Here is a 12,170-nt window from a genome sequence, read left to right on the forward strand (position 1 = left end):
GACGGGCGAAGTTCGGGCTAGCGGCGAACGACGTTCAGACGCCCGTCTGATGCCAGAACGGCACACCGACCACCGGCGTGCTGGCTTCGGCGCTCTCGCGTTCGGCCATCGGCCCGGCAAGCCACGCGGCGCGCCCTGCCTTGATCGCAATGGCAAACGCACCGGCCATCTCCACCGGTTGCGCGGCGCGCGCCACGGCGGTGTTGAGCAGCGCGCCGTCGTAGCCCCACTCCATCACTTGACAGGCATGCGACGGCAGACCGAGGCCAGCGTCGACGATCAGCGGTGTGTCCGGCAGACGATCGCGCAGCAGCCGCAAACCGTAGGGATTGATCACCCCCTTACCGGTGCCGATCGGCGCGCCCCACGGCATCAACGCCTGGCAGCCGACGTCGAGCAGACGGCGGCACAGCACCAGATCTTCCGTGCAATACGGCAGCACCTTAAAGCCATCGCGAATCAATTGCTCCGCGGCCGTCACGAGACCGAACGGATCGGGCTGGAGCGTATAGTCGTCGCCGATCAGTTCGAGCTTGATCCAGTCGGTCTCAAAGACTTCGCGCGCCATTTGCGCCGTCGTTATCGCTTCCTGCACCGAATGGCAGCCCGCCGTATTGGGCAGCACCGGCACCGCGAGACGGCGCAGCGTCTCCCAGAAAGGTCCCTCCGAGGCCTGCGCCCCGGCACCCGACAGTTGACGGCGCAGCGCCACCGTCACCATGCCCGGACGCGCCGCGTCGATGGAATCGCTCAGCGCTTGCAGCGACGGATAGCGCGCCGTGCCGAGCAGGAAACGGCTGCCAAAGCGGGTGTCGTACAGCGTAAGCGCGTCGCGCGCGCTGCCTGCGGCCACGTTGGCCGATTCGGTGATTGCGTTCATTTCAGCCTCCGGCCACCGGTTGCACGACATCGATCTTGTCGCCCTGCGAGAGCGAACGCGCCGCGTATTGCGTCTTGGGTACGAATTGCCCGTTGATCGCCGTGGCGAACGGCGGCTTGGCGCCGTAGGCGACCAGCGCCTCGGCCAGCGTCGCCGTCTCGGCCACGCTCAGTGTCTGCTGATTGATATGGATGTCCATCGCGTACAGCTCCCTCTCACACCTGACGGAACAGGTCCGGCCACGGCCGGCTCGCTCGCCACGTCTCCCAGTCGAACGCATGGCCAACGCCCGCTGGCGCACCCGTCGATTGCATCAACGCCTGCGCCAGCGCGCAAGCCTCCCCCGTGACTGCCGGCGCCAGCAAATAGCCGTGCCGGTACAAGCCGTTCACCCGCAGCAGCCGCGCACCGTCCCACTGCACGCGCGGCAGATGATCGGGCAGCGCGGGGCGGCAGTTGACGTTCAACTCGATAATGCGCGCCTCGCCGAACGCCGGGTTCAGCGAATGCGCCGCCGAGAGCAGTTCGAGCGCCGAGCGCACGGTCATCGGCGACATGTCTTCCGACTCGAGTTCGGTCGCCCCGATCACATACAGATCGTTTTCCTTGGGCGCGATATAGATCGGATATCGCGGATGCAGCAACCGTACCGGCCGGCGCAGTCCGACACCCGGCGCGTGAATGCGCACCACTTCGCCACGCACGCCGCGCAAGCGCGTGAGCACACCGCGTGCGCCCAGCCCGCGGCAATCGATGACAAGACCGGCGTCGGGGTAGGCCCCCTCGGCGATCTCCGTATGCCAATGCAGTTCCGCCCCGGCCTTGGCGAGCCCCGCCGCCAGCGCGCGCAGCAGTTGACGGTTATCGAGCTGGCCCTCGTTCGGCAGCAACCAGCCTTCCTGAAAACGTCCGGCAAGCGCAGGCTCGACCTCGCCCAATTGCGCGCCCGTCACCCGCTCGACGCCACCGCGCAGCAATGCCGGCGGGGCATTCGCGCGCATGCGGCGATCGAACATGAGTGCTTCGGCACGGTCGGGCTGATGCCACACGACCAGCGTGCCGTTGCGTTGGAAGAAGACATGCTCAGGCAGGCCGTCGATCAACGACGGCCAGCGCTCGAGGCCCGCCGCGCCCATCTCGACGATGCTCGGTTCGGCCACGGCGGCCTCGGCCAGCGGTGCGAGCATGGCGGCCGCGACCCAGCCGGCAGCGGACGACCCGTCGGCGTCGCCGCGCTCGAACAGCGCCACGCGCGCGCCGGCGCGGATCAGTTGCCAGGCGAGAAGACGGCCGGACAGCCCGCCGCCAAGGACGGCGACGTCAGGACGGGAAGCGGAACGCGAAGTGGATGCGCTCATACGCGCACCGCCGCGCAAGCCATCACGGCGCGCAGGCACTCAGGGGAACACGAAGGAATTTGTGGAAGGCAGCGCATGGGGGTCCTTTCCTCATGAAAGCAAAAGGACGAAACGGTGTTGGACACCTTACCCCACTGGAGGAGTCGGAAACTTCCCACGCCGGTATTACCCGGGTCGGGTGCAAAGGGTCTCTCTCAGCCCCGTGACATCGTTACGCATGGTCAACACCCGCGTCCGGCACGGAGCACCCCTGTTTCGCCCGCAGCCATTACAACATAGATGCCGACGCCCGTGCAAGCTAGGTTTCCGGCCGGTTGCACGTCCGTCGCGTCTCGTTTTTTGACGAATCTCCCGAGCCTTGTAACGACACGTAAACTGAATTTCGACGTGACGCGAGTTCCAGGCCGGAATTCGTGCAACGCAGCATCGGGAACTGAGGTCAAATGAGCCGTCGCCCCCATAACACGTTGCACCCCTGCGGCAGCGCCGCCAGACGATCATGGTTCACACGCCGATGCCTCCCCAATCTTCCGACGTGCCGCCGGCCGGCGACCCTATTGCACCCGCGCCCAAACCGCCAAAGCACCCCACAGCCTGGCAATTGATCCGGCCTTACTGGATCTCGGAGAAGCGTTGGGAGGGACGCCGGTTGCTCGCCCTCGTCGTGGTGCTCAACCTTGCGGTCGTGTTCATCAACGTGCGCCTGAACGCGTGGAACGCCGGCTTCTACGACGCCCTGGATAAGCGCGACTGGCCCGTCTTCAAGTCTTCGCTCGCCGAATTCGCGATGCTCGCCTTCAGCTTCATCATCATCGCCACGTTCCGCACGTACTTCCGGCAGATGCTCGAAATCCGGTGGCGGCAATGGATAACGGATACGAACCTGGCAAAGTGGTTTACCCATCAGGCGTATTACCGCATCGAACGCGACCATCTCGCCGACAACCCCGACCAACGTATTTCGGAAGACATCCGCACGCTCGTGAGTTCGTCGCTGGCGCTGTCGCTCGACTTGCTGACGACACTCGTCTCGCTGTTCTCGTTCATCACGATTCTGTGGACGATCTCGGGCGCGGTGTCATTCGCGCTGGGCGGCATGAACATCACGATTCCCGGCTACATGGTCTGGGTCGCGGCGCTATACGCCGTCGTGGGTTCGTACTTCATCTTCAAGGTCGGCCGCCCGCTCGTCGGGCTGAGCTATCGGCAGCAGCAGGTGGAAGCGGATTTCCGTTTTCTGCTGATGCGCCTGCGCGAATCGGCCGAGCAGGTCGCCCTCTATCGCGGCGAAGGCGCCGAGTTGTCGCGCCTGAAGGCGGCCTTCGGCGCCGTGCGCGACAACTGGTGGCAGATCATGGTCGTGACGAAGCGCCTGATCTTCGCGAACTCGATTTATGCGCAGATCGCCATCGTCTTCCCGATCATGGCGGCCGCGCCGCGCTACTTCGCGGGGGCATTCACGCTCGGCGTGCTCATGCGGATCATCGACGCCTTCGGGCAGGTGAGCGACGGCTTCTCGTGGTTCGTGAACAGTTTCGCGACCCTGGCCGACTGGAAGGCGACGGTCAATCGTCTGTGCGAATTCACGCGCGTGATCGACGAACCGCCGCAGGTGCCGCGTGAGGGCGCGATCTCCATCGTGACGGCGAGCAGTTCGGCGTCTCCCGCGTATGCAGCGACCGATCTGCATCTCGCGCTTCCCAACGGCGCACCGCTCGCGGTGGCCGGATCGTTCGCGTTCACGCCCGGCTCACGCTGGCTCATCCGCGGCCGCTCGGGCTGCGGCAAGAGCACCATGCTGCGCGCGCTCGCCGGGCTGTGGCCCTTCGGCAGCGGCCGCATCGAAGTTCCCGCCAACGCCCGCGTGCTGTTCCTCTCGCAGCAAAGCTATCTCCCCATCGACACGCTGAAGGCCGCGCTGGCGTTCCCCTCGCCGCCCGACGCGTTCAGCGACGCCGAGTGCCGCGCGGTGCTGACTGCCGTCAATCTCGGCCAATACAATGACGCCTTGCAAACGGTCGCGCACTGGGCGCGGCGGCTCTCGGGCGGCGAACAGCAACGGATCGCAGCCGCACGCGCCTTACTTCAGAAACCCGACTACCTGTTCCTCGACGAAGCGACCAGCGCGCTTGACGTGGAGACCGAGGAGGCCGTGTACGAAGCCCTGCACTCGCGCTTGCCCGGCACCATGATGGTCAGCGTGGCGCATCGCGAAACACTCGGGCGCTTCCATCAACACACCATGACACTGCATGCGACCAACGACGTCGAACGCTCACGGGTGGTCGGCGCCGCCTAGCACGCATGCACGCCAATTCATTCACTTCCTCAATAATATTGATACGTCTGTCCCGGTGCACAAGGGCTTTGGCATAATCACGAGCACCCTTTGCTCGACTCGGGTTCATCGTGACCACCCCTGCTTCCTCGTCCGGCCAGTCTCATCACCGCGCCGCGCGCACTATCGTCGTGACCGGCGCCGCTTCCGGCATCGGCGCGGCCATTGCCCGCCGGCTCGCCTCTACGCAGACGCGTCTGCTGCTGCACACCCGTGGGGCGTCCGACGCGAGTCAGGCGCGTCTCGCCGAGGTGCGTCAGACCTGTGAGAGTCTCGGCGCGCAGTGCGCCGTCTGGTTCGGCGATCTCGCTGAGACCTCCGCCGCCGCGCGTCTGATCGACGCCGCGCACGACGCCTTCGGCCCTATCGATCAACTCGTGAGCAACGCAGGTTTCGCGACGCGCCAGCGCTTGACCGACGTGGACGACGACGCCTTCGCGCTCACGCTCGCGGCCATGCCGGGCGCGTTTGCAGCGCTGCTGCGCAGTGCGTTACCCGACCTGCAACGCTCGCCGCAGGCCAGCGTGGTCGCCGTCAGTTCGTTCGTCGCCCATCGCTTCGCACCGAATCAGCCCGGCTTTCCCGCCACGGCCGCCGCCAAAGCCGCCATCGAAGCGCTCGCCAAAAGCGCCGCCGCCGAATATGCAAGCTCGGGTGTGACGATCAATTGCGTTGCACCCGGCTACACGCGCAAGGACAGCGGGCACTCGGCCATCGATCCGGCCGCATGGCAGCGCGCGGCCGACGCCACACCGACCGGCCGCCTCTGTGAGCCCGACGATATCGCCGCGCTCGCCGTTTTCCTGCTCGGCCTGCACGCGCGCCAGATCACGGGACAGGTGATCCACGTCGACGGGGGCCTGACACTCTGAGTCACACGTGACCCGCGCAGGTACAAAAAAACAACACACGTCACACACATAACGACAAGCACACGATCCACCGAGGAGTCTTCATGGCATTTTTTTCCTGGTTCAAGGAACTCAACACGAAGGAGCGCAAGGCCCTGTATGCGGGCTTCGGCGGCTACGCCGTCGATGCGTTCGACTTCATGATCTATTCTTTCCTGATTCCCACGCTCATCGCAGCGTGGGGGATGACGAAGGGCGAAGCGGGCATGATTGCGACCAGTTCGCTCATCTCGTCCGCGGTGGGCGGATGGCTCGCCGGCATTCTCGCGGATCGCTTCGGCCGCGTGCGCGTGCTTCAGTGGACGATCGCCACGTTTTGCCTGTTCACGTTCCTCTCGGGCTTCACGAACTCGTTCTGGCAGTTGCTCATCACGCGTACGTTGCAAGGCATCGGCTTCGGCGGGGAATGGACTGTCGTCACGATGATGATGGGCGAGATGATCCGCTCGCCGCAGCATCGCGCGAAGGCGGTCGGCACGGTGCAAAGCAGTTGGTCGGTCGGCTGGGCCGCCGCCGCGCTGCTGTACTGGTTCTTCTTCGCCGTGCTCGACGAGGGCACCGCATGGCGCGCGTGCTTCTGGATCGGCATCGTGCCCGCGCTGTGGATCACGTACGTGCGCCGTAACGTGTCGGACCCAGAGATCTACACGCAGACCCGCCGCAAGATCGCCGAGGGCAAACTGCACGGCAATTTCATGCAGATCTTCGCCCCGGAGCATTTGAAGACGACAATCCTCGGCAGCTTGCTGTGCTCCGGCATGCTGGGTGGCTACTACGCGATCACCACATGGCTGCCGACCTATCTGAAGACCGTGCGCGGGCTCTCGGTGTTCAACACGAGCGCGTATCTGATCGTGCTGATCGTCGGCTCGTTCGTAGGCTACATCGTCGGTGCGATTCTCTCCGACAAACTCGGACGTCGCGGCGCCTTCATCTTCTTCGCCGTCGCATCGTTCCTGCTCGGCATGGCGTACACGATGCTGCCGATCACCGACAGCGCGATGCTGTTGCTCGGTTTCCCGCTCGGCATCGTCGTGCAAGGCATTTTCGCGGGGATCGGCGCGTATCTGACCGAACTGTATCCGAACCACATTCGCGGTTCCGGACAAGGTTTCTGCTACAACCTGGGACGCGGCATCGGCTCGTTCTTCCCCATCGCCGTCGGCATGCTCGCGCAAACCGGCTCGCTCGTGAAGGCCATCGGCATGGTGGCGGGTGGCGGTTACCTGCTCGTGGTTGTGTGCGCGCTGCTGTTGCCCGAGACGCGCGGCAAATCGCTCGTCACGGCGGACTTCACGCACTGATCGCACGGATGCCACGAAACGCCATCGGTCCGCCGATGGCAAAACGGGACGCCGGATCGCTGACTACCGTCGATCCGACGTCCCGCCGCCTCACCGGGTGGCCATCCGTGTAAGCCAGCCAACCCGGAACCACTTCCGCAGTGCTCGCCGCTTATGTGCTTGCGCGGCGTCGCCACCGACACACCCCCGCCTACACACCTGCCGCCGAGAATGCGCCCGCCGATCCTGCCGATCCTGCATAAGGCGCTTCCGGCAATCCTTGCACACCGCAACGCACGGCAAACACATGACCATCGTGCTCGTTGGCGCCCACGCCCGGACGAATCGATGTCACGAACAACGTATCGAAGTCGCGCCCGCCGAACGCGCACATCGAGGGCTTCGACACCGGCAGCACAATCTCGCGATCCCGCTCGCCCGCCGGCGTGAAGCGCAGCAAACGGCTGCCATCGTTGGCGCACGTCCAGTAGCCGCCATCGGCATCGACGGCCGCGCCGTCGGGGCGGCCCGGATATCGATTCATGTCCACGAACAAACGCCGCTCGCCGATCGCGCCACTCTCGGCATCGAAGTCGAACGCCCACACGCGACGGCGCGTCGGATGCGAATCGCTAAGGTACATCGTGCGGCTGTCGGGAGAGAAGCCCAGACCATTCTGGGTGACAAGTCCGTCGACGAGCGGTGCAGACAGACGCCCCTCGGCATCGTAACGGAAGAGCGAACCCGCGTCGCTCGCGAGCGACATGTCCTGCACCATCGTGCCCGCCCAGAAGCGGCCCTGACGGTCGCAGCGCCCGTCGTTGAAGCGCATGCCCGGCGCGGGAAACGGGGGGGCGGCCACCCGCTGCCATTCGGATGCCGCAATGACGCCGGGCGTCCCCAGCCGCACCGCGAACAGCCCGGTTTCACAACCCGCGAGCAACGTGCCCGAGACGTCGAACGAGAAGCACGCGATCTGTTCCGGGAAGGTCCATTGGCGATGCTCGCCGTCGGCGGGCGTCACACGATGCAATTGCTTCGCGGTGATGTCTACCCAGTAGAGCGCTTGCTCGTTCGCGCACCACAGCGGGCTTTCCCCCACCGCGTGCGGTGTGTCTCGCGACGGCTCGAGTCGTTCGATGGACACGCTCATGCCTTGGGCTCCATCGGTCCCAACAACACGAACGGGCCGCCCTGGAAGCGCTGCGTCCAGTCGTCCATCTGCGGATCGGGGGCCTTGGGCGGGAACAGACCGGCGAATTCGGCGGAACTGTCTTGCGCACGGAAGCCGAGGAACGCGGCCTTCGTGTTATCGACCCACAGCGTCGGGTTGTTCGACACGCCGTAGACAATGGCATGTCCCACGCGATTCGTGAACAGCGAGCAACGCACGAGTTCGACGAAATCGCGATAGCTCAGGTACGTCACCATCATGCGCGGATTCTTTGGCTGCTCGAACGACGACCCGATGCGTAGACACACGGTCTCGAGACCGAAGCGGTCGAAGTAGTAGCGCGACAAGTCTTCGCCAAAGCACTTTGAGATGCCGTACATGCCGTCCGGGCGATGCGGTGTGTCGATGTCGAGCACTTCCGTCACGGGATGGAAACCGACCGCGTGATTCGAGCTGGCGTAGACGATACGCTTCACGCCCTGCTTCTGCGCCGCGCTGTAGACGTTATACAAGCCGAGGATGTTGGCTTGCAGAATGTCGTCGAAAGGCGCTTCGACGGAAACGCCGCCCAGATGCACCAGCGCATCCACCCCTTCGAGCAAGGCGTGCACCGCTGCGCGATCGGCGAGGTCGACCTGCATGGCTTCTTCGTGCGGGGCATCGGCCGTGAGCGGCACGATGTCGCTCACGCGCACGATGTCTGCCCATTCGGCGAGCTTGCCGCGCAGCTGTTTGCCAAGATTGCCCGCCGCGCCGGTCAGCAGCAGACGGCGGAAGGGTTTGCCGGAAGTCTGGCTCATGTCACTCCTTGTTCATCGGTAGATCGCAATGCATGCCACGCTGCATCGCGACAACAAAGCCGACGCCGCGCCGCACGCCCGAGGGGAAGTGCGCGGCGCGACGCACGTCAAATCGTCATGCAGCGAAGTCTTGCCTCGCCGCCTAGTCCGCTACCGCTACGCATTGGCCGTGCGGCCTACGTCGACACGTCTACCCGGCGACGGCGTGGCCGTGCCCGTGATGCCGGGCTTGACCACGCTCCACAAAATCACCGCGCCGATCAGATCGCCCAGGCCCAGCGCCACGAAGAACGGGGCGTAGCCCACCGCCGTCACGAAGGTGCCGATCACCAGCGTGAAGAGCAGGTTGCCGATCCCGGCGGACAATCCGGCCATGCCCGTCACCGTTGCCACTTCATTACGCGGGAACAGGTCGGCCGACATCGAAATCACGCTGATCGAAAGCGTCTGGTGCGCAAAGCCGCCCAGGCACAGCAGGAAGATTGCCATCATCGGGTCAGCGACGAAGCCCACCCCGCACATCGCCGTCATGATGATGGCGCCGACGGTGAACACAACCCGCTTGCCGTTGAAGATCGTGATCTTGAAATGCTTGTTCAGCCAGACGGAAATCGTGCCGCCCATCAGGCACCCGATGTCCGCCGCCACGAACGGCAGCCATGCCGTCGCGGCAATCGTCTTCAGATCGAAACCGCGCGCCTGATTGAGGTACAGCGGCATCCAGAACACGATCGTGCCCCACACCGGGTCGGCGAAGAAGCGCGGCAGGGCGATACCCCAGAAATTGCGCTGACGCAGGATCGAAAGCGGATTCGGTTTGCGTGCGTCGGCAGCGAGGTCGACGGCATGCCCTTCATTGATGTACTCGGACTCTGCCGTCGTGAGTGCCGGATGATCGGTCGGGTGACGGTAGAACAGGTACCACAGCACGCCCCACACGAGACCGAGACCGCCCGCGATCACGAACGCCGTTTCCCAGTTGTAACGCATGATCGACCAGGCGATCAGTGGCGGCGCGAGAATCGCGCCTACTGACGTACCGATGTTGAAGATGCCTGCGGCAAGCGCACGCTCCTTCGACGGGAACCAGAACGCGGCCGCGCGCATGCCGGCCGGAATGAACGACGCCTCGGCCAGCCCCAGCAACCCGCGCAGCACGAACAGACCGATCCAGCCGTCTGCCAGACCGTGCAGCATGCACACCACCGACCACATCACGCCGCACAACAGGAAGCCCAATCGCAGGCCGATGCGGTCCATCAGGTAGCCGGTGAGCGGGGCGCCGATCGGATACAACACGAGGAATGCGCCGGTGATCCAGCCGTATTGCTGAGTCGTAATGTGGAGATCCTTCATTACCGTGGGGGCGGCAACGGCAAGCGAGCTGCGCGCAAGGTAGTTCATGACCGTGCCGAGCGTCAGCAGTCCGATCATCCACCAGCGCAGGCCTTTGACCTTCAGTGCCATGATGGTTGTCTCTCTCCGTGAGTATTCTTGTCGCGAGCGCGCAGCTCGCATGGAGAGGCATCCTACGTCAGAAGATGTACGATGACAATGGCCTGATACGCTGTTTACGGATAATCCCTAGGGGTTCCTTCGATTCCGCCGTCTGACGCTATAACCCTTGCATTAGTTGAAGATTACATATGCTTTGAACGTTTTCCTACATATGAATCAGTGGCGAAAAAGTTTTGTTGTATGACATCTTATATTTGGAGATCGACGGATTCATCAGTTCCATCAGGGGTGCCACAGATCCTTGCAGGCGAGATGAATGGGCAAGAAAAAACCGCCCGGACGTTGCCGTCCGGACGGTTTCTCCACAGTGACGCAGATGCCTACCTCTGCGCCCCTCCTCTCAACCCCGTATTTGTGGTTTTGGCAGGCATTACCTGCGCGCACCCCGAAGGGCACGCTTTGACACTTAGCGCGGCAGTTCCGAATGCCCCATCAGGAACTCGTCGACGGCACGGGCGCACTGACGGCCTTCGCGAATCGCCCACACCACCAGCGATTGACCACGGCGCACGTCACCGGCGGCGAAGACCTTCGGCAGGTTCGTCGTGTAGGCGCGCTCGCCTTCGGTCGAGGCGCGCACATTGCCGCGTGCGTCCTTGTCGACGCCGAACGCGTCGAGCACGGTCTGCAACGGCGAGACGAAGCCCATCGCGAGCAACACCAGATCGGCCTTGAGTTCGAATTCCGAGCCCGGCACTTCCAGCATCTTGCCGTCCTTCCATTCGAGACGCACGGCGATCAGCTTCTCGACCTTGCCGTTCTTGCCTTCGAAGCGCTTCGTCGCCACCGACCAGTCACGCTCGCAGCCCTCTTCGTGGCTCGACGACGTACGCAGCTTGGTCGGCCAGTACGGCCACACCATCGGCTTGTTTTCGTGCTCGGGCGGCTGCGGCAGCAGTTCGAACTGCGTCACGCTTTTTGCGCCGTGGCGGTTCGACGTGCCCACGCAATCGGAGCCGGTGTCGCCACCGCCGATCACGATCACACGCTTGCCCGTGGCCAGCAGTTGGTTCGCCAGCTTGTCGCCCGCGTTCACCTTGTTTTGCTGCGGCAGGAATTCCATCGCGAAATGGATGCCTTCCAGCTCACGGCCCGGCACCGGCAGATCGCGCGGCTGCTCTGCGCCACCCGCGATCACCACGGCGTCGAACTGCGCCTGCAACTGATCCGGCGTAATCGTCTCTTTGGAGAAGTTGTTGATGTGCGCATCGGGGGCATCGCGGCCGACATAAACCCCGGTGCGGAACGTCACGCCTTCGGCTTCCATCTGGCGCATGCGACGGTCGATCAGCCACTTCTCCAGCTTGAAGTCGGGGATGCCGTAACGCAGCAGCCCGCCCACGCGATCGTTCTTTTCGAACACGGTGACGTCGTGACCGGCGCGTGCGAGTTGCTGCGCCACCGCCATGCCCGCCGGGCCCGAACCGACCACAGCGACCGTCTTGCCGGTCTTGTGCTTCGCGGGCTGCGGTTCGACCCAGCCTTCGGTCCACGCCTTGTCGATGATCGCGTGCTCGATGGACTTGATGCCCACCGCGTCGCTGTTGATGTTCAGCGTGCACGCAGCTTCACACGGCGCCGGACAGATACGGCCCGTGAACTCCGGGAAGTTGTTCGTCGAGTGCAGCACCGAGATGGCCGATTTCCAGTCCTGGCGATACACCAGATCGTTGAAGTCGGGAATGATGTTGTTGACCGGGCAACCGTTGGTGCAAAAGGGAATGCCGCAGTCCATGCAGCGTGCGCCCTGCACTTTTGCCTGATCGTCGGAGAGCGCGAGCACGAACTCCTTGTAGTGCTTCACGCGCGCCAGCGGTGCTTCATACGACTCGCTCTGGCGCTCGAATTCGAGAAAACCTGTGACCTTGCCCATGTTTCTTCAGTCGGAAAGTTTTGTGGTTACCGTGC

The 12,170-nt window shown here is 64.0% G+C and carries 10 protein-coding genes and 1 riboswitch; of the genes, 3 read left to right on the top strand and 7 right to left on the bottom strand.

Annotation, left to right across the window (positions count from 1 at the left end; all coding sequences use genetic code 11):
• Positions 1-34: 34 nt before the first annotated feature.
• The 3 genes from PHO31112_RS14965 to PHO31112_RS14975 are packed head-to-tail and all read right to left on the bottom strand — an operon-like array spanning position 35 to position 2,238.
• A complete protein-coding gene (locus PHO31112_RS14965) occupies positions 35-880 on the bottom strand; it encodes a thiazole synthase (RefSeq protein ID WP_150621226.1) in 846 nt (281 codons plus the stop codon).
• 1 nt (position 881) lies between these two features.
• Positions 882-1,079, bottom strand: coding sequence for a sulfur carrier protein ThiS (gene thiS / locus PHO31112_RS14970; protein ID WP_150621227.1), 198 nt, complete (start codon positions 1,077-1,079; stop codon positions 882-884).
• Between the two features lie 16 nt (positions 1,080-1,095).
• Positions 1,096-2,238, bottom strand: a complete 1,143-nt coding sequence (locus tag PHO31112_RS14975; RefSeq protein ID WP_150621228.1) for an FAD-dependent oxidoreductase — start codon at positions 2,236-2,238, stop codon at positions 1,096-1,098.
• 134 nt (positions 2,239-2,372) lie between these two features.
• A riboswitch (TPP riboswitch) is annotated at positions 2,373-2,500 on the bottom strand.
• A 252-nt stretch (positions 2,501-2,752) separates the two neighbouring features.
• Between PHO31112_RS14975 and PHO31112_RS14980 the strand changes: the two genes are divergently transcribed.
• The 3 genes from PHO31112_RS14980 (at position 2,753) to PHO31112_RS14990 (ending at position 6,791) form a co-directional block, all read left to right on the top strand.
• Positions 2,753-4,537 (top strand): ABC transporter ATP-binding protein/permease, encoded by a 1,785-nt coding sequence (locus tag PHO31112_RS14980; RefSeq protein WP_150621229.1) that lies wholly within the window; start codon positions 2,753-2,755, stop codon positions 4,535-4,537.
• Positions 4,538-4,647: 110 nt separating this feature from the next.
• Entirely contained in the window at positions 4,648-5,448 is an 801-nt protein-coding gene (locus PHO31112_RS14985) for an SDR family NAD(P)-dependent oxidoreductase (protein ID WP_150621230.1), read from the top strand.
• Positions 5,449-5,531: 83 nt separating this feature from the next.
• Positions 5,532-6,791, top strand: coding sequence for an MFS transporter (locus PHO31112_RS14990; RefSeq protein ID WP_150621231.1), 1,260 nt, complete (start codon positions 5,532-5,534; stop codon positions 6,789-6,791).
• Between the two features lie 190 nt (positions 6,792-6,981).
• Here the strand turns inward: PHO31112_RS14990 and PHO31112_RS14995 are convergent, their stop codons facing one another.
• From PHO31112_RS14995 to PHO31112_RS15010, 4 genes are all read right to left on the bottom strand, one after another.
• A complete protein-coding gene (locus PHO31112_RS14995; protein ID WP_150621232.1) occupies positions 6,982-7,923 on the bottom strand; it encodes an SMP-30/gluconolactonase/LRE family protein in 942 nt (313 codons plus the stop codon).
• Positions 7,920-8,744, bottom strand: coding sequence for an NAD-dependent epimerase/dehydratase family protein (locus PHO31112_RS15000; protein ID WP_150621233.1), 825 nt, complete (start codon positions 8,742-8,744; stop codon positions 7,920-7,922). Before PHO31112_RS15000 ends, PHO31112_RS14995 begins: the two co-directional genes overlap by 4 nt.
• Before the next feature lie 156 nt (positions 8,745-8,900).
• Complete coding sequence (locus tag PHO31112_RS15005) at positions 8,901-10,211, bottom strand: MFS transporter (RefSeq protein WP_150621234.1); 1,311 nt, start codon at positions 10,209-10,211, stop codon at positions 8,901-8,903.
• A 457-nt stretch (positions 10,212-10,668) separates the two neighbouring features.
• Positions 10,669-12,135 carry a glutamate synthase subunit beta gene (locus PHO31112_RS15010; protein ID WP_150621235.1) on the bottom strand — a complete coding sequence of 489 codons (1,467 nt, stop codon included), beginning with the start codon at positions 12,133-12,135 and terminating at the stop codon, positions 10,669-10,671.
• Between the last annotated feature and the right edge of the window lie 35 nt (positions 12,136-12,170).

The sequence above is a fragment of the Pandoraea horticolens genome (assembly GCF_902459555.1).
In the GTDB taxonomy this organism is placed as follows: Bacteria; Pseudomonadota; Gammaproteobacteria; order Burkholderiales; family Burkholderiaceae; genus Pandoraea; species Pandoraea horticolens.